Annotated in this window: 17 protein-coding genes; 15 read left to right on the top strand and 2 right to left on the bottom strand. The window is 68.3% G+C overall.

Annotation, left to right across the window (positions count from 1 at the left end; all coding sequences use genetic code 11):
- Positions 1–265: 265 nt before the first annotated feature.
- Positions 266–865, bottom strand: a complete 600-nt coding sequence (locus tag H4Q84_RS19875; protein WP_248580806.1) for a TetR/AcrR family transcriptional regulator — start codon at positions 863–865, stop codon at positions 266–268.
- A 189-nt stretch (positions 866–1054) separates the two neighbouring features.
- Here H4Q84_RS19875 and H4Q84_RS19880 point away from each other — a divergent pair, with 189 nt between their 5' ends.
- The 11 genes from H4Q84_RS19880 to H4Q84_RS19930 all read left to right on the top strand — a co-directional run bounded on the left by H4Q84_RS19880 (position 1055) and on the right by H4Q84_RS19930 (position 13913).
- A complete protein-coding gene (locus H4Q84_RS19880) occupies positions 1055–1939 on the top strand; it encodes an ABC transporter substrate-binding protein (protein WP_248580807.1) in 885 nt (294 codons plus the stop codon).
- Between the two features lie 71 nt (positions 1940–2010).
- Positions 2011–3045 carry an amino acid ABC transporter permease gene (locus H4Q84_RS19885; RefSeq protein ID WP_248580808.1) on the top strand — a complete coding sequence of 345 codons (1035 nt, stop codon included), beginning with the start codon at positions 2011–2013 and terminating at the stop codon, positions 3043–3045.
- Positions 3046–3092: 47 nt separating this feature from the next.
- The gene (locus tag H4Q84_RS19890) at positions 3093–3785 is read left to right on the top strand and encodes an amino acid ABC transporter ATP-binding protein (protein ID WP_282580274.1); all 693 of its coding nucleotides are present in this window, start codon (positions 3093–3095) and stop codon (positions 3783–3785) included.
- The gene (gene ddaH / locus H4Q84_RS19895) at positions 3785–4570 is read left to right on the top strand and encodes a dimethylargininase (RefSeq protein WP_248580810.1); all 786 of its coding nucleotides are present in this window, start codon (positions 3785–3787) and stop codon (positions 4568–4570) included. Before H4Q84_RS19890 ends, ddaH begins: the two co-directional genes overlap by 1 nt.
- Before the next feature lie 133 nt (positions 4571–4703).
- Positions 4704–5870: an acyl-CoA dehydrogenase family protein gene (locus tag H4Q84_RS19900; protein ID WP_248580811.1), complete on the top strand. Its 1167-nt coding sequence runs from the start codon at positions 4704–4706 to the stop codon at positions 5868–5870.
- Positions 5867–7966 carry an acetate--CoA ligase family protein gene (locus tag H4Q84_RS19905; RefSeq protein ID WP_248580812.1) on the top strand — a complete coding sequence of 700 codons (2100 nt, stop codon included), beginning with the start codon at positions 5867–5869 and terminating at the stop codon, positions 7964–7966. The genes H4Q84_RS19900 and H4Q84_RS19905 overlap by 4 nt, the downstream gene beginning before the upstream one ends.
- Positions 7963–8766, top strand: a complete 804-nt coding sequence (locus H4Q84_RS19910) for an SDR family oxidoreductase (protein WP_248580813.1) — start codon at positions 7963–7965, stop codon at positions 8764–8766. The genes H4Q84_RS19905 and H4Q84_RS19910 overlap by 4 nt, the downstream gene beginning before the upstream one ends.
- 5 nt (positions 8767–8771) lie before the next feature.
- Positions 8772–10367: a 5-guanidino-2-oxopentanoate decarboxylase gene (locus H4Q84_RS19915; protein ID WP_248580814.1), complete on the top strand. Its 1596-nt coding sequence runs from the start codon at positions 8772–8774 to the stop codon at positions 10365–10367.
- Positions 10364–11587 (top strand): Glu/Leu/Phe/Val dehydrogenase dimerization domain-containing protein, encoded by a 1224-nt coding sequence (locus tag H4Q84_RS19920; protein ID WP_248580815.1) that lies wholly within the window; start codon positions 10364–10366, stop codon positions 11585–11587. The genes H4Q84_RS19915 and H4Q84_RS19920 overlap by 4 nt, the downstream gene beginning before the upstream one ends.
- A gap of 74 nt (positions 11588–11661) precedes the next feature.
- The gene (locus H4Q84_RS19925) at positions 11662–13014 is read left to right on the top strand and encodes an aldehyde dehydrogenase family protein (RefSeq protein ID WP_248580816.1); all 1353 of its coding nucleotides are present in this window, start codon (positions 11662–11664) and stop codon (positions 13012–13014) included.
- A gap of 2 nt (positions 13015–13016) precedes the next feature.
- Positions 13017–13913, top strand: coding sequence for a DMT family transporter (locus H4Q84_RS19930; protein WP_248580817.1), 897 nt, complete (start codon positions 13017–13019; stop codon positions 13911–13913).
- 59 nt (positions 13914–13972) lie between these two features.
- Here the strand turns inward: H4Q84_RS19930 and H4Q84_RS19935 are convergent, their stop codons facing one another.
- The gene (locus tag H4Q84_RS19935; protein WP_248580818.1) at positions 13973–14626 is read right to left on the bottom strand and encodes a class I SAM-dependent methyltransferase; all 654 of its coding nucleotides are present in this window, start codon (positions 14624–14626) and stop codon (positions 13973–13975) included.
- Positions 14627–14739: 113 nt separating this feature from the next.
- Here H4Q84_RS19935 and H4Q84_RS19940 point away from each other — a divergent pair, with 113 nt between their 5' ends.
- The 4 genes from H4Q84_RS19940 to H4Q84_RS19955 are packed head-to-tail and all read left to right on the top strand — an operon-like array spanning position 14740 to position 18515.
- Positions 14740–15873, top strand: coding sequence for a radical SAM protein (locus H4Q84_RS19940; RefSeq protein WP_248580819.1), 1134 nt, complete (start codon positions 14740–14742; stop codon positions 15871–15873).
- Positions 15866–16813 carry a hypothetical protein gene (locus H4Q84_RS19945; protein ID WP_248580820.1) on the top strand — a complete coding sequence of 316 codons (948 nt, stop codon included), beginning with the start codon at positions 15866–15868 and terminating at the stop codon, positions 16811–16813. The genes H4Q84_RS19940 and H4Q84_RS19945 overlap by 8 nt, the downstream gene beginning before the upstream one ends.
- A gap of 35 nt (positions 16814–16848) precedes the next feature.
- Positions 16849–17772, top strand: a complete 924-nt coding sequence (locus H4Q84_RS19950; RefSeq protein WP_248580821.1) for a putative selenate ABC transporter substrate-binding protein — start codon at positions 16849–16851, stop codon at positions 17770–17772.
- Positions 17769–18515, top strand: coding sequence for an ATP-binding cassette domain-containing protein (locus tag H4Q84_RS19955; RefSeq protein WP_248580822.1), 747 nt, complete (start codon positions 17769–17771; stop codon positions 18513–18515). Before H4Q84_RS19950 ends, H4Q84_RS19955 begins: the two co-directional genes overlap by 4 nt.
- Positions 18516–18538: the final 23 nt, after the last annotated feature.

An 18538-nucleotide genomic window follows, 5' to 3' on the forward strand; every position in this document is an offset into this window, starting at 1 on the left:
CCTCGGCGCTGGCGCGGATGAGAGTGTCGTACTGGTAGTCGTCACCACCGTGCCCCTCGTGGCCGAGTTATCGATACTCGCCGTCGTCCGCTCGCTTTGCCTGAATGCAGAGCACCAGCCAGCCGACTGCGTCGGAGCCCGTTTAGGTCCCGGTGAACCGGTGGAAGGTCCCGTCCGGTCCGGAGCAGCGGCAGCGCAGGCGCGGGGAGGCAATTCCGTCCATGGGTCGCTCTCGTGCCGTAGGCAGGTCGTCAAAAGTCGCGACTCAGCCGTCGCCCAACCCCATCGCTCGCAGTACTTGGTCGCAGACCGCGCGCATGCGCTCGATGCTCATGCTGGTGGAGGCGAGGAGAACCTGCAGGGCAAGCCCGTCGATCATGGCGATCAGAGCGTTTGCCGCAAGGATCGGGTCGTCCGGAGGGAACAGCCCGGCATCCTGGCCGTCGCGGATGATGCCAGCGACGATACGCCGCCACTCTCCGTACACGCGCTCGTTGAGCTCCTGCAGTTCTGTGTCGTGCAGGGCTTCGACCCAGAGCTCGGCCCAGACGTGCCAAGCCAGCACGGTGACATCGTCAGCAGGCAGGTAGGAGTCGATGAACGCTCGAAGTCTTTCCCTGGCATCAGATGCGGCGGTGAGGATGGGGCGTCGCCGGCTCAACGAGCGTTCGAAGTTCCATTCGAACGCAGCGTGCATCAACGCTGTCTTGGTCGCGAAGTAGTAGTGCACGGTTCCCGTGCTCGTCCCCGCCCGTCGAGCCACGTCGGCAATGCGCAGCGACTTGAAACCAAGTTCCGAGACCACCTCGCATGCAGCGGACAAGATTTGCTCTCGTCTTTCGACCTCAACGCTGATTCTGGCCATCTTCGTATCCCCCAACTCGATCGACGCGCGGCGTTCGATTCTAGACCGGCTGACGGGTCAGTCAGTCCTGCTGGCCCCGATGGCAGATCGAGGAGCCTTTTGGCGGACATCCCTTGACAAGAGTAAGGGGATGGCGGCACGCTCCGACACGTCAATAACTGACGAACCAGTCAACAATGCGGAGGGTCTGTGCGAAACGTCAAGACACTTCTTTTGGCCGTAGCAGCCACGGTCAGCCTGAGCACGCTCGCTGCATGCGGCGGCGACGGGAGCGGCGAGGGTGCGGGCAACGCGAGCGCCGGCAGCTTCGGTGAGTGCGAGACCTACGGTGAGAAGGGGTCGATCTCCCTCGATCCGATCACCGAGGGTGTCCTGACCGTTCAGACCAACCTGCCGTCGCCGGGGTGGTGGAAGGGGGAGACCCCGGAGACCACCACGGGCGGGTACGAGTTCTGCCTGGCGGTGAACATCGCCCACCGGGCCGGACTCGACAGTGTCAGGGTGGAAAATGTGTCGTTCGACGCTTTGGTGGCCGGTCAGACGCAGGGCTACGACATGGCGATGGCACAGATCTCCGTGACGCCGGAGCGTGAAGAGGTGGTCGCCTTCTCCGCCCCTTACTTCGACTCGAATCTCGGTGTGCTGGCCCCATCCGACACCGAGATCACCGAGGACACGCTCCGCGATGCGGAGATCGGGGTCCAGGTCGGCACGACCGCGGTCACGTGGGCACAGAGCACCCTGCAGCCAAGCGAGGAGCCCCAGCTGTTCCAGGACACGACCTCGATGGTGACGGGGGTGAGCTCCGGGATTGCTGACGCCGTCGTCCAGGACACCGCCATCATGCTGGGATTTGCCAAGAACTCGGGAGGCTCGCTCGAGGTGGTCGGTCAGTTCGAGACCGGTGAGCACTATGCGGCGATCTACCCCCAGGACTCGTCGAACGGCGACGCCGTCAGTGGGGCGATCGAGGCCATGCGTGAGGACGGCACGCTGGACAAGCTGTCCGCGACGTGGCTCGGTCCCGAACTGGGCGGAGACCCGGCTGCTGTGCCGGTATGGACGTTGAAGTGAGCGGTGCCGTGACCAGTGCCCCACCCAGTGCCGCGGACGTGTCGGCGCCGCCGACACCTCCGCAGCCGGTGGTGCCGATCGCAGCGGTGGCTTTGGTGCTCACGGTCGCGTGCGGCCTTGCCAGCGCGGCCAGCCTGCGGTCACTGCACCGGATGCTGAGCGACCCCTCGCTGGTTGTCACGCTCGTGCTCGGGCTGCTCGCCGTCGCTGCACTGTTACCCGTAGTGCCCGCACTGCGGGCCTTCGGCAGCGCACGCAGCCGCACCCACCATGTGTCCCGAGGGGAGCTCGCCGCAGCGAGGCACGCCGCGGCCACGGGCCGGGAGCACGCGCACACCGGGATGGGCTATGCCCTGGCGGTGTCGATCCTCGCGGGCCTGGTGTGGTTCGCCACCGCGAGCGATGGCGCCATTACCAGCACCTTCCTGCGCTGGGAGTTCTTGAAGTCCAGCTTCTGGAATGTGACCGACGCGTTCTGGGTGAATGTCCGGGTCGCTGCGGGTGCGCAGGTGCTGGTGCTCGTCGTCGGCCTACTGATCGCGGTCATGCGACTACTGCCGGGTCGCGCCGGACGGCCTCTTCGTTGGATCGCGATCGCCTACGTCGACACTTTCCGTGCGATACCCAGCATCATCGTGCTCTACCTCGTCGGCTTCGGCCTGAAACTTGCGCAAGTGCCGGTGGTCAAGGATCTCTCGCCGGTTTGGCTCGCGGTCATCGCGCTGACGCTGACCTACTCCGGATACGTGGCCGAGGTCTACCGCGCCGGCATCGAGTCCATCCATCCCAGTCAATGGGCCGCTTCCCGGTCGCTCGGTCTGTCGTACGGCATGACCCTGCGGACGGTGATCATTCCGCAAGCGATACGCCGCATCGTGCCCCCGCTGCTGAATGACTTCATCGGCCTGCAGAAGGACACAGCCCTCATCGGGGTCATGGGTGTGACCGACGCCTTCACGCAGGCTCGGCTCTCGGCGTCCAACGCCTTCAACCTGTCACCCGTGATCGTGGTCGCGTTGCTTTTCGTCCTCATCACCATTCCACAGGCCCGCTTCGTCGACCACTTGATGGCGAGGGAGCACAAGCGCACCGGGAGTTCGTCGTGACGTTCCTCGAGATCAATGACGTTCAGAAGTTCTACGGTGACCACGAGGTGCTCAAGGGAGTCAGCCTCGAGGTCTCGAAGCACGAGGTCGTCTGCCTCATCGGCGCCTCGGGCTCCGGCAAGTCGACGCTGCTGCGATGCATCAACGCCTTGGAGCCGATTAGCCGAGGCGAGATTCGCGTGGACGGTGACGTCGTCAGCGGACAGGGCGTGGACGTCAACCGATTGCGCCGCAACGTCGGCATGGTCTTCCAGTCGTACAACCTCTTCCCCCACATGAGCGTGTTGGCGAACGTCACCCTTGCCCCCCTCAAGGTCGCGGGCCGACCCAGGGCTGAGGCGGAGAGTCAGGCACTTTCCCTATTGGACCGCGTGGGGATGAAGGACAAGGCCAACGTCTACCCCGACGCGCTCTCCGGCGGCCAGCAACAACGTGTGGCGATCGTGCGCGCGCTGGCGACGAACCCCCAGGTTCTGCTGCTGGACGAAATCACGGCTGCCCTCGACCCCGAACTCGTCGGCGACGTGCTCGCCATTGTTCGTGAGCTCGCTCAGGACGGCCTCACCATGCTCCTGGCCACGCACGAGATGAGTTTCGCGCGCGAGGTCGCCTCGCAGGTCTGCTTCCTGCATCAGGGCCGCATCCTCGAGAGCGGCAGCGCGCAGCAGATCTTCGAGGATCCACAGGAGGAACGCACCCGTCAGTTCCTCGCCCGAGTGCTCACCGCAGGGAGGCTGTGATGGTCGCCCTGACGTCTGTCGCGCTCGTCCGTCGTCCCACCGACGATCTCGGCTATGGCATCGTCACGCACATCGACCGCGTGCCCGTGGACGTCGAGCTAGCCGCTCAGCAGCATGCTGCCTATCGGGCCGCTCTCGCGTCCGCCGGGTGGACGGTGCGCGAAGTGGATCCGGCCCCGGGGTTCCCCGACGCCACCTTCGTCGAGGACTCGGTGGTGGTGGTGGACGGCGTCGCTGTCCTGACGCGCAACGGTGCGAAGAGTCGGCGCGGGGAGTTGGCAGGGACCGAGAAGTCTGTTCGCGAGCTCGGGCTTGACGTCGTTCGCATCGCCGGCCCCGGAACGCTGGACGGAGGCGACGTGCTGCAGGTCGGGACGACCATGTACGTGGGCCGAGGCGGGCGCACCAACGCGGACGGGATCCGTCAGCTCCGCGAGCATGTTGCCCCGTTGGGCCGCACCGTCGTGCCGGTTCGGCTGCAGGCGGTGCTGCACCTGAAGTCCGCCGTGACGGCGCTGCCCGACGGCACGTTCTTGGCGCTAGACAACCTGTTCGAGTCCGGTGCGATTCCGCCGTACCGTCCGGTGGTCGAAGAGGGCGGCTGTCATGTCGTGCCACTCGGCGGGGACCAGGTGCTGATCAGCGCCAGCGCCCCCCGCACCGTCGAGTGGCTCACGGACCTGGGCTTTACGGCGCGCGTCGTGGATATCAGCGAGTTCGAGAAGCTCGAGGGTTGTGTGACGTGCCTGAGTGTTTTGATCCCACGACGAGCCGGCGAGGCCTGAACCCAGCCGCTGCACTGAATGCCTGTTGCCCCACAGAAGTTTTGGCCATCGGTCGCGATGGGTGAGACTGTCCATTGATTTAACTGACGCGTCAGTTTAGTGTTGATGCGCTGGCTTCCGATAAGGAGAGAACATGACTCACATCGTTCGCGATGGCATCGAGCTATCCGAGGAGCAGGTCGAGTTCGTCGCGCTGGCCCGCGACTTCGCAGAGCGCGAGATCCGGCCACGAGCGCGTGAGGTGGACGAGGCGGACACGCAGTCACCTCTTGACCTGTGGGCGCGGGCCGCCTCGATCGGTCTCTCCGCCTACATGTTGCCCACGGAGTACGGCGGTGGCGGCGTGACCGACCTGGTCACGCAGTGCCTGGTCCAGCAGGAGCTCTGCTACGGCGACATCGGCATCGGCAACTTCCTCACCTCGAGCGCGTTCTTCGCTGGGCCTGTGGAGGCCCTTGGAGACGAGGAGCAGAAGAAGCGGTGGCTGACCCCCTTGACCGGCAACAATCCTCCCGTCACTTCGGTCGCGGTGACCGAGCCGGGCGTGGGGTCGGACTCGGCCTCGTTGAAGACTCGGGCGGTGCGCGAGGGTGACGACTACGTCCTGAACGGCCAGAAGACCTGGATCTCCAACGCTCCCTACGCGCAGTGGATCATCGTGTTCGCCACCGTCGACGCAAGCCTGCGCTCCAAGGGCATCACCGCGTTCCTCGTGGAGCGCGACATGCCCGGCGTGAGCGTCGGACAACCCATGCAGAAGATGGGACAGCGCGGCATCGTCAACGCCGAGGTCTTCCTCGACAACGTGAGAGTCCCCGTGGAGAACCGCCTCGGCGAGGAGGGCAAGGGCTTCTACGGCCTGATGCGCACCTTCGACGCCTCCCGCATCCTGATCGGCGCCGGCGCCACCGGTCTCTCGCGTGCTGCGCTCGACGCGACGATCAAGTACGCCAGCGAGCGCGAGCAGTTCGGCAAGCCGATCATCGAGCACCAGGCGGTAGCCTTCCGGATCGCCGACATGGCCGCCAAGACCGACGTCTCTCACCTCGTCACCATGCGCGCAGCGCGGTTGTTCGACCAGGGCGAGTTCGTCGCCGTCGAGTCGGCAATCGCCAAGCTGACCGCGTCCGAGAACACCACCTGGGTGACCAACGCTGCCCTCCAGACCCACGGCGGGTGGGGATACTCGCGAGAGTTCCTCGTCGAGAAGTGGCTGCGCGACGCGAAGCTCGAGGAGATCGAGGAAGGCACCAGCGACATCCAGCGCCTGATCATCTCGCGTGCGGTGCAGCGCCGATGAGCGACCTTTCCGTATTCTCCGACCCTCGCTCGGTCGCCGTGGTCGGTGCCTCCGCCAACCCGGCCAAGTGGGGATACTGGCTCGCGCGCGGGGCACTGCGGGGCTCGAGCACCCGCACTGTGCACCTGGTCAACGCCAAGTCGGCCGTGATCGAGGGAGTCGAGTCTGTCCCCTCCCTCGCCGACCTTCCCGACGCTCCCGAACTGGTGGTGCTGTGCGCTCCTGCAGCGACCGTCCCCGGCCTCGTGCAACAGGCATTGTCCATGGGTACGCGCGGCTTCCTCGGCATCACCACCGGCATCGACCAGGCTCACGACGAGCCGGGACTGGAACGGCGCATCGCATCGCAGGTCCGTGCGTCAGGTGCGCGCATGATCGGCCCCAACTGCTTGGGCCTCTACGACGCTACCCACGACTTGGAGCTGGCATGGGGCACCTTCTCACCCGGCAGCCTGGGCATCATCTCGCAGTCCGGTCAGCTGGGGCTCGAAATGGCGGGCCTGGCAGCGCACGCGGGGCTCGGCGTGTCGCGCTTCGTGTCTGTTGGCAACCAGGTCGACGTGACGGCCGCCGAACTCCTGTCCGACCTCGTGCACCACGACGCCACGAAGGCGGTCGTGCTCTACCTCGAGAACTTCGGGGACGGCCGCGAGTTGGTCACGACGATGGCACGGCTGCGTGCTGCGGGTAAGCCGGTCGTCGTCCTGACCGTCGGGGCAAGTGAGGCGAGCCGCACAGCCGCTCGCTCCCACACCGGTTCGCTCACCTCGTCGCTCGACGTGGTGGCCGCCGCCTGTCGCGCGGCCGGTGCGGTCCTGGTGAACAGTCCGGCCGAGGCGGTGGACCTGGCGCACCTCCTGCATGGCAGTCCGTTGCCTAAGGGGCGCCGTGTCGCTGTGGTCAGCGACTCCGGCGGCCAGGGAGCAGTCGGAGCGGATAGCCTGGCGCGTCACGACCTCTCGGTCCCTCGACTGTCGGCTCCGACCTCAGAGCTGTTGAGCAGCTTCCTGCCCGCGCAGGCCGCAGTCACCAACCCGGTCGACCTTGCCGGTGCGGGCGAGCGAGACCTCGCCGCCTACTCCCGAGTGGTCGACGTGCTGATCCAAAGCGGGGAGGTCGACGCTGTGGTGCTGTCCGGCTACTTCGGCTGTTATGGGGCGGACACACCCGAGTTGCTGGCGCGTGAGCTCGAGGTCGTCGAGTCATTGGCAGAAGCCGTGACGTCCCACCAGCGTCCGGTAGTCGTCCATTCCATGAGCCACGACTCCGAAGCAGTCCGATCGATGCGCGCCCAGTCCGTGCCGACGCTTCACACGATTGACGCGGTGGCGCGTTCGCTCGGGTTGGCGGCCAGTCTCGCCGAGCACACGGGCGCGCCGATCGTCGGCCCGGCCGGGCCCGAGGGCGTTGTCGGAGCCAGCGCGAGCTACCTCCGCGGACGCAACCTGCTCGAGTCCTACGGGGTCCGCTACCCGGCGGCGTGCGCACTGCGTTCGGCAGACGACCTGTTGCACGCGATGTCGCAGCTGAAGGCACCCTATGTCTTGAAGGCGGGTTGGATTGAGCACAAGACCGAGGTCGGTGCAGTCGCTGTGGGCCTCGTCGAGGAGGCTGCCGTCGTCGCCGCCTACCAGGACATGTCCGCCCGGCTCGGTGAGGGCGAGTACGTGCTGGAAGAGATGGACCAACGTCGCGACGTGGTCGAGCTGATCGTCGGTGCCCGTCGCGATGCCTCTTTCGGGCCGGTGGTCCTCGTCGGCCTCGGAGGGGTCCAGGCCGAGTTGTACCAGGACGTGCAGATCGCACTTGGGCCGGTGGACGAGTCGCAGGCTCTGCACATGCTGCACTCGCTGCGGGCCTTCCCGCTCCTCGACGGGTGGCGTGGACGCGCTCGCGTCGACGTACAGGCCGCCGCGCGAGCGGTCGTCGCCATTTCCCGCCTCGTGGCAGAGAACGCCCTCGTGTTCGAGGCCGAGATCAATCCTCTCCGCGTGGGTCCTGATGACGCGGTCGCGGTTGACGCGCTGGTCATCCTCTCCGACACCATCGCTGCGCGAACACCCACTGATCCCAAGCTGACAGGAGCCATCGCATGATCGAGACGTCCGCGGAGTTCACGGGACAGGTGGCGCTCGTCACCGGCGGGGGGTCCGGCATCGGTCGAGGGATCGCGCTCAGGTACGCCGCTGGAGGCGGTGACGTGGTCGTGCTGGGCCGCCGGCCAGAGCCGCTGGAGGAGACTGCCCGCATGGTCGAGATGTACGGCGTCCAGGCCGGGACCGTGACCTGCGACGTCCGCGACTCCGACGCGGTGACTGCTGCTGTCGACGGCGTCGTCGCCGAGCACGGCCGCCTAGACGCGTTGGTGAACAACGCAGCCGGCAACTTCACCTGCCCCGCCGAGGACCTGTCGCCCGGCGGGTGGAAGGCCGTGGTCGACATCGTGCTGAACGGGACGTTCTACGCCTCGCGCGCCGCTGCGCGGCACATGCTCAAGGCTGACGGGGGCGCGATCTTGAACGTGATCGCCAGCTACGCCTGGCACGGCCACCCTGGCACGGTGCACAGCGCCGCGGCCAAGGGCGGGGTGCTCGCGATGACGCGCACCTTGGCCTCCGAGTGGGGCGGCCGAGGCGTTCGTGTCAACTGCATCTCACCCGGTCCCACCGAGACCGAGGGCGCCGGCGCTGCCCTGTGGCCGACCGAGGAGGACCGGGCCCGCGTCCTGGCCAGCGTTCCGGCAGGCCGCTTCACCAGCCCGGAGGAAGTCGCCGAGTCGGCGGCGTTCCTCCTCGACCGCAAGCGCGCCGCGTACATCAACGGTGACGTGCTGAGTGTCGACGGCGGTCAGTGGCTCGGCAAGGTCGTCTACGCCGACTCGTCGGCTGGAAGGTAAGGGGCATGGTCGCGATGACAGGGGGTGAGGCGCTTGTCGCATCACTGGTGGCTCACGGGGTCGACGTGGTGTTCGGGATCCCGGGCACCCACAACCTCGAGATCTACAAGCACCTGGCCGAGCGGGGCGTCCGCCACGTGGGGACCCGGCACGAGCAGGGTGCCGGGTACGCCGCCGACGGCTACGCACGGGCCACCGGTCGCCCCGGCGTCGCAGTCGTGACTACCGGTCCGGCGTTGCTCAACGCGGCGGCAGCCGTAGGCCAGGCGTACTCGGACTCGGTGCCGGTCCTCGTGGTGTCGCCAGGCCTCCCGCTACGCCACCCAGCGACCGGGAACGGCTTGCTGCACGAGATGAAGAGCCAGGGCACGGCACTCGCCGCGGTGGCCGCGGCCAGCCTGCGGCCCACCAGCGTCGCCGAGATATCGACCGCGGTGGCCCAGGCCTTCTCGATCATGACCGCGGGGCGTCCTCGGCCGGTGCACCTCGAGGTGCCCCTCGACGTGCTCGCCGAAACCGGCGACGTCATCGTTGTGCCACCGGTCGCGACCGCACCGACCTTGCCCGTGCTCGCGCTGCTCGACGAGGCGGTCGGCCGGCTGGCGTCGGCGAAGCGGCCGGTCATCCTGGCCGGTGGAGGTAGCAAGCCCGCAGCCAACGAACTGGTGAGGCTGGCCGAACTACTGGGCGCACCCGTGGTGACCACCACCAACGGCAAGGGCGTGTTGCCGGAAGACCACCGGCTCGCCCTGGGAGCTGGTATCCACCTCCCGGCGGTGCGCGAGCTGGTGGCCGAGGCCGATGTCGTCCTGGCAGTCGGCACCGAGTTGGCACCTGCCGACCTTTGGTACGGCCCGCTGCCAGTCGCCGGCAAGCTTGTCCGTATCGACGTCGACCCTGTCGGCATCGTCACGAATGCGGTGCCGGACGTCTCGCTCGTCGGTGACTCACGTGCGGTGCTGCAGGCGCTGCAGGCTCGGCTCGCCACCGCGCAGTTGCGCGGGGAGCCCGGCGACGTCACGAGCTGGCGTGCCCAGAAGAGCAGCGAGGCCCGGATCGAGGGGAGCGAGTGGTTAGGAATTGTTGAGGCGCTGGCCGCGGTCCTGCCTCGCGACGTGGTCATCGCTGCCGACAACGCAATGGTCTGCTACTTCGGCGCAATGACCAACCTTCCGACGTACACGCCGGGCTCGTTCCTCTTCCCGACCGGCTTCGGCACGCTCGGGTTCGGGCTGCCGGCCGGCATCGGCGTCAAGGTTGCCGACCCGCGTCGTCCCGTCGTGGCGCTGCTCGGCGACGGAGGCATCATGTTCACCGTCCAAGAGTTGGCCACCGCCGCGGAGCTTGGCATCGCCTTGCCGGTCGTCGTCGTCGACAACTCCGGCTACGGCGAAATCCGCAACGAGATGTCCGACCGCAACGACCCAGTGCACGCGGTCACCTTCCCGGCGCCGGACTTCGCGGCTCTCGGTCGCGCGCTCGGCTGCGCCGGCGTCATGATCGACGACCCCGCTGACCTCGGGTCCGCCGTCTCCGAGGCGCTGATCGCCGACCGGCCCACCGTCATCCACGTACGTATGCACGAAGGAGTCTCTGCATGAGCACTGCCACGTCCACCCCCGCCCCGCTGGCCGCGACAACAACAAGGGGGTCGCTGCTCGAGATCACCTGGACCGACCCGGTCACCGGCCGTCGAGGGTATGTCGTCATCGACACCCTGGTGCGGGGGCTCGCCAGCGGAGGGCTGCGGCTGCGACAGGGCTGCACGCTCGAGGAGGTGCGCGGACTCGCACAGGGGATGACCCGCAAGGAGGCGCTGGTCTACGACCCCGACGATGTGTACGTGCCCCTCGGAGGCGGCAAGGGTGGCATCGACGTCGACCCCGCCGACCCGCAGGCGCCCGAAGTCTTGCGCCGCTTCCTGGCTGCGGTGCTCCCGGTTGTTCGGGAGCAGTGGAACACCGGCGAAGACTTCGGGCTGCGGCAGGAGACCTTGGACAAGGCGGCCGCCGAGGTCGGGCTTGCCTCCACGGTCGAAGCAGTCTTCGCCACTCTCGACGACGCGGACGCCGCTCGACAGCGACTGGCCCAAGCGTTCTCGGTGACGATCGGCGGGATCTCCCTCGGAGATCTCGTGGGCGGCTACGGAGTTGCCCAGGCATGCCTGGCCACTGCCGAACGCCTCGGGATTCCCGCCACGTCGGCGACGGCCGTGGTTCAGGGGTTCGGCTCCATCGGCGGGGCGGCGTCCCGCTACCTGGTCGAGAACGGCGTGCGTGTCGTCGCGGTCGCCGACCGCGTCGGCCTGATCCGCAACGATGCCGGGCTCGACGTCGAGACGTTGCTGGCAGCGCGCGACGGGTTGGGTGTCATCGACCGCTCGGCTCTCGGACCGGACGACGTCACCGGTGACCGCGACGACTGGCTAGCCGTGGCGTGCGACCTCCTGGTCCCGGCCGCGATGTCGTACGTCATCGATGAGGCCGCTGCGTCGCGCATCCAGGCACGCGTAGTGGTGGAGGGCGCGAACATGCCCACGCTGCCTGACGCCGAAGCGACGTTGGCAGCACGCGGCATCGCCGTCGTGCCCGACTTCCTGGCAAACGTGATGACGAACGCCTGGTGGTGGTGGATCGTCTTCGGCGACATCGAGCCGACCGCCGAGTCGTCGTACGCCAAGATCGACGCGGTGATGCGGCGGCTGGTGGAGACGGTGGCCGCCGACAGCACCGCGAGCGGTCGTACCCTGCGGGAGAGTGCACTGGCCCTCTCCGCCACCAACGCTGCTGCCGTCACCGAGCGGGTCGGGATCACGGGATGACGCAGCCCCGGGCAGAGTGGGCACGCGACGCGGCGTTCTTCGGCGGCCGCTGGCAGATCCCGGCCAGTGGCGGCATGGTCCAGGTCGAGAACCCCGCCACCGAGCTGGCCGTCGGCTCCAGTGCGGAATGCGGTGCGGCTGAGGTGGACCTCGCCGTGGCGGCCGCCCGCGATGCCCTCCCCGAGTGGGCGTCTGCCTCCGTCGCTGAGCGCGTCGCCGTCCTGCGCGGCTGGCTCGACCGTTTGCGCGAGCGCTACGACCTGCTCGTCGACACCACAGTCGCGGAGGTGGGCGCGCCGGTGGCGATAGCGCGGACCGCGCACGTCGACCCAGGCCTCGCGGTGCTTTCGTCCTACCTCGACGCCGCTGCCGACGTCTCCTGGGAGGAGCGCGTCGGCAATTCGCTCGTGCTGCGCGAGTCAGCTGGCGTGGCCGGATGCATCACACCCTGGAACTACCCCTTCTACCAAGTGCTGTGCAAGGTCGGTGGCGCGCTCGTCGCCGGCAGTCCAGTGGTGCTGAAACCAGCCGAGATCACCCCGCTGTCGGCGTACCTGCTGGTCGACGCAGCGATCGAGGCCGGCCTGCCCGACGGCGTGCTGAACCTGGTTCCGGGGAAAGGGTCGGTGGTGGGGGAAGCGCTCGTCGTCCATCCCGGTATCGACGTCGTCTCATTCACCGGTTCCACCGCTGTCGGCGCGCGCATCGCAGCGCGGGCCGCAGCCAGCGTGAAGCGCGTGTCCCTCGAGCTGGGTGGAAAATCCGCCAGCATCGTCTTGGACGACGCCGACCTCGAGCAGGCTGTCACCGCCAGCATCGAGGGTGGAATGCTGAACTCCGGCCAGACCTGCACAGCCTGGTCCCGGCTGCTCGTGCCGCATGCGGCCCTGGCTGAGGCGCTCGAGGTGGCGGCCGCGGCCGCCAAAGCATTGACCGTCGGCGATCCGTGCTCTGAGCAGACCTGGTTGGGCCCCGTCGTCGACACCCGCCAACGGTCGTCAGTCACGGGCTTCATCGAGCGCGCAGTCGGCGCAGGCGCGCGGCTGATCGCCGGAGGCGACGAGCAACATTTCGAGCGCGGGCACTTCGTGGCGGCCACTGTTCTGACCGACGTGGCACCCGACGCCGAAATCGTACGTGACGAGGTGTTCGGCCCCGTCGTGACCGTCCAGGGGTATGCGAGCGACGACGCAGCGGTCGCCATGGCTAACGATTCCGACTACGGCCTGCACGGTGCCGTGTGGTCGAGCGACCAGGACCGTGCGCTGGAGATGGCACGGCGGTTGCGGACCGGGCAGGTCGACGTCAACGGGGGGGCCTCCAACCCCGCCGCACCGTTCGGCGGCTACGGCCGCTCAGGCAACGGACGCGAGCTCGGCCGGTGGGGCATCGAGGAGTTCCTGGAAGTGAAGTCGGTGCAAATGTGAGCGTGCAGGCGACCCCCACGGATCGCCGCACGCTCACCACCGCTGCTCTAGCCTTGATCGCGGTCACCGCGATCTGGGGCTCTACGTTCTCGATGTCCAAGGACCTGCTGACGCGCATGTCCGTGACCGATTTTCTCGGCCTGCGATTCCTCGGCGCCGCCACGGTCATCTTGGCGGTGCGACCTGGCCTCGTCCGGAGGATGGACCGCCGATGCCTGGACCTCGGCATCCGCCTTGGTCTTTGCTACGCGGTCGCGCAGCTGCTGCAGTTCGTCGGTCTACAGCGTACGGCTGCCACGGTCTCGGCGTTCGTCGTGTCGATGTACGTCGTCTTCACGCCTTTCCTCTCCGCCGCGCTGCTGCGGACCCCGATCGACCGACGCGCCCTCATCGCGTCTGTGACGGCAGGCGTCGGAGTGGCGTTCATGTCATTGCGTGGCTGGGCGTTGGGACCGGGCGAACTGATCACGCTCCTCGCCGCCGCGCTCTACGCGGTGCACATCGTCGCGATGAGCCGTTGGACCACGCCGGCGACCGCCTTTCCGCTCACCTTTGTACAGTTGCTGACGATGGGTGTCGTGTTCACCTTGATCGCGTCCGTCGACGGTGTGACCTTCCCGCACGGGCGGGACTGGGTCGTGTTCAGCTACCTCACGGTCGTGGCCGCGGCTGTCGCACTTCTCGTGCAGACCTGGGCGCAGGCACACCTCGGATCCTCTCAGGCGGCGGTGCTGATGGTTCTCGAACCGGTGTGGGCGGCGTTCTTCGGCTTCGCTGTCTTTGGTGAGGCCTTGGGCGTGAGGACGGCAATGGGGGGCGCACTCGTGCTGATCGCCATGCTCGTAGTGATCAGCCGCCCGACTGGTCCACCGGTGGAGCCGCAACCCGTCCATCCCTGATCGTGCAGCAGACCCATTCTCTTCCCGGACTCGCAGGCATAAATCGGGCCGGAGCCGCCTCAGTCCGAGTCGGCGGGCTGGCGGCGCAGCAAAACGGCGGTGAACTGTTGGGTGCTACCCCAGGGTGTCAGGTGTTCCTCGCCGCTGGTCGCGACGAGTTGGTAGCCGGGGAACTGGGCGGCCAGTTCTCGGTGGGTGTAGCGCACGATCGGCAGTCCGCTGCAGGTGGTTGGGCCGTCCGGTCCGAAGGTCGCCACCACCGCCCAGCCGTCGGGTTTCAGGCTGCGCTCGAGGGAGGCGAGGTAGTCCTCGCGCTCGTCGGGCTCGGTGAGGAAGTGGTAGACCGCGCGGTCGTGCCACACGGTGTACCGGCGTGTGGGCCGCAGGTCGAGCACGTCCGCGACGTCGAGGACAACCTGCGTGCCCGCTTCACCGATCCTGTTCCGTACGGTCCGTAACGCGGTGGCGGACAGATCGATGGCAGTGAGGTCGCGGAACCCCCGCTGCAGAAGGTGGTCGACCAGCGTGGACCAGCCGGCACCGACGTCGATGATCGGCTGGTCTCGCCCGACTCCGGTCTGGTCGACAAGATCTAACGAGAGCTCCGGCACCGACTGCCACCAGGAAACGTCGTCCACATCCTTGTTGTCGTGCACGTCCTCCCAGAAGTTCAGGCGGTCCGCGGCATCGACGGGGCGGACGGGTCCGGACATGGCAGGGAGCCTAGCGCGGGAGCTCGCCGGGGCTGCCGTCGTCGGTCATGCGGTCACCACATCGTAAGTTTCTGCGGAAGCCCACTGAGTGGGCCGGGGCCTAGTGTGGAGGAATGTCGCCATCCGCCAACACCCGCGCCGGTGCTGAGCCGGTCGCCACGCCTGCCGGTGCCGTCGCGGTGCTCGTGGACGGGGGAGACATGGACTGTGGCAGCGGGCTGCTCCTCCTGATCACTCGGGCGATGCGGCGCCTGGAGGCCGGTCAGCTGCTCGGCGTGCGCAGTGCCGAGCCCAGCGTGCTCACCGATCTTCCGGTCTGGGCAGACCTTGTCGGTCATGACGTCGATGCCCAGGTCGGTGAGACCCCGGGCGGTCCCTGGTGGTTCGCCGTCCGGAAGCTGGGGGCCACCTCGCAGGCTGGCGCCCTCGCCGAGATCGAGTCGGGCACGGTCTTCAGCCGCGGGTCGCGCACTCCGGTGGGGCAGCGACTGTGGGTCTACAGCAACTTCGACTGCAATCTGGCTTGCGACTACTGTTGCGCGGAGTCCTCAACGCGGGCGGACGCCCGACGCTTCTCCCCGGATGTGGCTCGCGACGTCTTCGCGGAGTTCCGGGCCATGGGCGGGCGGGAGGTCTTCCTCACGGGTGGCGAGCCCTTCATGCACCCCGACCTCGGCGACCTGTTGGCCGCAGCCGAGGGGACCGAGCGCACCTTGCTCACGAATGCGATGATCCTCGGCCGGGGTCGCCGCCGTCAGCTGCTGGAGTCATTGGACCGCTCGGTGACTCTGCAGGTCAGCCTCGACTCGGCCACTGCCGCCCTGCACGATCGGCAGCGCGGGGCGGGGTCGTGGGAGCGCGCTGTGGCCGGGATCGGGCTGGCCCGTTCGCTCGGCTTCCGGGTCCGGGTAGCCGCAACTCTGTACGAGGAGGACCCGGCCGGTGTGGAGGCGCTGCACCGTCGGCTGGATGAGGAGGGCATCGATCGCGACGACCGACTTGTCCGGCCGGTGGCCGCGGAGGGCTTCGCCGACGGCGGTGTGCACGTGTCGATCGACAACCTGGAGCCGGAACCCACCCTGGCCGTCGACGGCGCCTGGTGGCACCCGGTGGCCGTCACCAACCCGAACATGCGCATCGCGGACGCGCCGTTGCCGCTGGCAGAGGTTTTCGGTGTGGTGCGGGACACGGTAGCCGTCCAGGACGCTTCGGCCCGTACCGGCAGAGAGGTGTTCCGCTGTGCCTGAGACCACGACCACGCGCCCGGGCATGATGAGCGCCGTCGGGTGGCTGCTCGCGCCGGCCGCCGACGAGGCACCCCGCGCCCATGCGGTGGGGGCCACGGCGCTGCGGATCCTGCTGGGGCTGATGTGGCTCTACAACGTGTCCTGGAAGCGGGCCCCCGACTTCGGTAAGTCTGCGGACAACGGGCTCTATCACTTCACCGCCTACGCCGTCAGTCACCCGGTGTTCCCGCCGTACTCATGGGTGGTCGAGCACCTCGTGCTGCCGAACTTCACGCCGTTCGGCTGGCTTGTGCTCGTCCTCGAGACGGCGCTGGCGGTGCTGCTGCTCACCGGCTCCTGGGTCCGGCTCGCGGCCGCGCTCGGGATCGTGCAATCGGTGGCCATCGGATTGTCGGTGGCCTACGCCCCGAACGAGTGGCCGTGGTCCTACTGGCTGATGATCGGGGCCCACCTCATTCTCTTGGTCAGCGCCGGGGGCCGGATCCTGGCCACCGACGCGGTCCGCGCAGGGCGGACCACGGGGCGGGTGCTCGGCCAGGTGTGGGGCGGGTTGACCATGCTCGTCGGCCTCTCCAGTGCGGTGCGGTCGTTCGGTGACCCGCTCGCGACCCGGGGGCCAGATCTGGGCTCCAGCGACCTCTCGGTGAGTCTGGGCGCGTACAACATGGTCGGCGGTCTTGTGTTGGTGGTCGCCGGTGCGCTGCTGGTGCTCGCGGCACGGTCCGGTGTACGCCGCCTGGCAGTTGCCGCGGCCGTCCTCTCGGCCCTGGCCGGGCTGTCGTTGCACGCCCAGCTCGGGTTCTCCGATCCGTTCCTCGGGGGCACGCCCACTTCGGCGGCCTACCTGTTCTGCCTCGCCGTGGTCGGCGCGTGGCTGGGCCGATCCCGCGCGCATGCGGGCGTCGCACCACCGGATCATGTCGACTCCGCCAGCACCTGACCACACCGCGCCGAGCACCGACGGAGAAAACCACTATGGCCCAGATCCCGCGACGGTCCCTTTTGCTGGGCTCGGCAGGTCTTTTGTTGCTGACGGCCTGCGGCGGCAAGGACGGGTCGGCCGGGGGCGGCGCGGCCGAGCGCGGCAGCCCGTTGGGGATCTCAGCGATCCCCGACCAGGATCCCGAGCTGTTGAACCGGCTCTACCCGTCGGTGGCGTCCCGGTTCGCTGAGGCCACCGGGCTGGAGGTCACCTACAGGCCGGTGACCGACTACACCGCCGTGGTGCGCGCCTTCGAGGTCGGCGACATCCACCTGGCGTGGATGGGTGGTCTCACCGGGGTGCAGGCCCGGGTCCGGGTCGAGGGCGCGACGGCGATCGCCCAACGTGACATCGACGCCGACTTCCACAGCCTCTTCATCGCCAACTCGGCCGCCGGGCTGGCGCCGTTCGAGGACGTCACCGGGTTGGCCGGGCTGGCTGGTCACACCCTGACGTTCGGCAGCGAGACGTCCACCTCGGGCCGGCTGATGCCGCAGTACTTCATGGCCCAGGGTGGGCTCGACCAAGAGGACCTGAAGGGCGAGCCCGGATTCTCCGGCTCCCACGACGCCACGATCGAGGCGGTCGCCGCCGGGAGCTTCGAGGTCGGCGCGGTCAACGAGCAGGTGTGGGCCGCGACCCGGGCTGCGGATGAGGTCGACCTGCGGGACGTGGTCGTCCTGTGGCGCACCCCTGGGTACGCCGACTACCACTGGCTGGCCCGACCCGACCTCGATGAGGTGTACGGCGCCGGGACCACGCGGTCGGTGACCGACCTGCTGTTCGGCCTGGACGCGGCCAACCCCGACGACGCCAAGATCCTCGACCTCTTCGGCGCCGAAGCGTTTGTGGCCACCGAGAACGCCAACTACGACCAGATCGAGGCCATCGCCGCCGAGCAGGGACTACTCGCGTGACGGAGCCGGTGCCCGTGGTGTGGCTCCGCCGGGCCGGGCGCCGGTTCGGCTCGGTCGAGGCGCTGGTCGACATCGACCTCACGGTGACCGCGGGCGAGCGAGTGGCACTCCTGGGTGCCAGCGGCGCCGGTAAGAGCACGTTGCTCTCACTTCTGAACGGGTCGCTGACCGCCACCGCCGGCACCGTCGAGGTGCTCGGCGTCGACCTGAGCGGCCTCCCACCCGCCCGGCTACGGCGCGTGCAGCGCAGGATCGGCACCGTCTCCCAGCGCCTCGACCTGATCGAGCAGGTACGCGTGCTGCACAACGTCAACGCGGGTCGACTCGGGCACTGGAGCACCGCCCGGGCCTTGGCCGCGCTCGCCTGGCCCCGCGCCGACGACGTCGCCCTCGACGCGCTGGACCGGGTCGGACTCTCCTGGGCGGTCCACGAACGCACCGAGCTACTCTCCGGCGGGGAACGTCAACGCGTCGCCATCGCCCGACTGCTGGTGCAGGCCCCCGACCTCGTGGTGGCCGACGAGCCCGTCTCCAGCCTGGACCCGACGCGGGCCGCGAGGATCTTGGACCTGTTGAGCGCGGCGGGCAGCCGGCCCACGGTCGTGGTCAGCCTGCACCAGCCCGACCTCGCCCGGCGACACTGCACCCGGGCGATCGGGTTGAAGCACGGCCGGGTGGTCTTCGACCTGCCCTCTGGCGACCTCCACGACCGCGTCCTGGACGATCTGTACGCGCTGACGTGACGGATCTTGGCACCGCCCCGGAT

The sequence above is a fragment of the Nocardioides sp. InS609-2 genome, assembly GCF_023208195.1.
Classification (GTDB): Bacteria; Actinomycetota; Actinomycetes; order Propionibacteriales; family Nocardioidaceae; genus Nocardioides.

What these genes read in the sequence shown, in the direction of transcription:
- H4Q84_RS19905 (WP_248580812.1), top strand. Translation starts at nt 5,867, where the DNA reads ATGAGCGACCTTTCCGTATTCTCCGACCCTCGCTCGGTCGCCGTGGTC.
- H4Q84_RS19900 (WP_248580811.1), top strand. Translation starts at nt 4,704, where the DNA reads ATGACTCACATCGTTCGCGATGGCATCGAGCTATCCGAGGAGCAGGTC.
- H4Q84_RS19920 (WP_248580815.1), top strand. Translation starts at nt 10,364, where the DNA reads ATGAGCACTGCCACGTCCACCCCCGCCCCGCTGGCCGCGACAACAACA.
- H4Q84_RS19875 (WP_248580806.1), bottom strand. Translation starts at nt 865, where the DNA reads ATGGCCAGAATCAGCGTTGAGGTCGAAAGACGAGAGCAAATCTTGTCC.
- H4Q84_RS19915 (WP_248580814.1), top strand. Translation starts at nt 8,772, where the DNA reads ATGGTCGCGATGACAGGGGGTGAGGCGCTTGTCGCATCACTGGTGGCT.
- H4Q84_RS19925 (WP_248580816.1), top strand. Translation starts at nt 11,662, where the DNA reads ATGGTCCAGGTCGAGAACCCCGCCACCGAGCTGGCCGTCGGCTCCAGT.
- H4Q84_RS19940 (WP_248580819.1), top strand. Translation starts at nt 14,740, where the DNA reads ATGTCGCCATCCGCCAACACCCGCGCCGGTGCTGAGCCGGTCGCCACG.
- H4Q84_RS19910 (WP_248580813.1), top strand. Translation starts at nt 7,963, where the DNA reads ATGATCGAGACGTCCGCGGAGTTCACGGGACAGGTGGCGCTCGTCACC.
- H4Q84_RS19950 (WP_248580821.1), top strand. Translation starts at nt 16,849, where the DNA reads ATGGCCCAGATCCCGCGACGGTCCCTTTTGCTGGGCTCGGCAGGTCTT.
- ddaH (WP_248580810.1), top strand. Translation starts at nt 3,785, where the DNA reads ATGGTCGCCCTGACGTCTGTCGCGCTCGTCCGTCGTCCCACCGACGAT.
- H4Q84_RS19935 (WP_248580818.1), bottom strand. Translation starts at nt 14,626, where the DNA reads ATGTCCGGACCCGTCCGCCCCGTCGATGCCGCGGACCGCCTGAACTTC.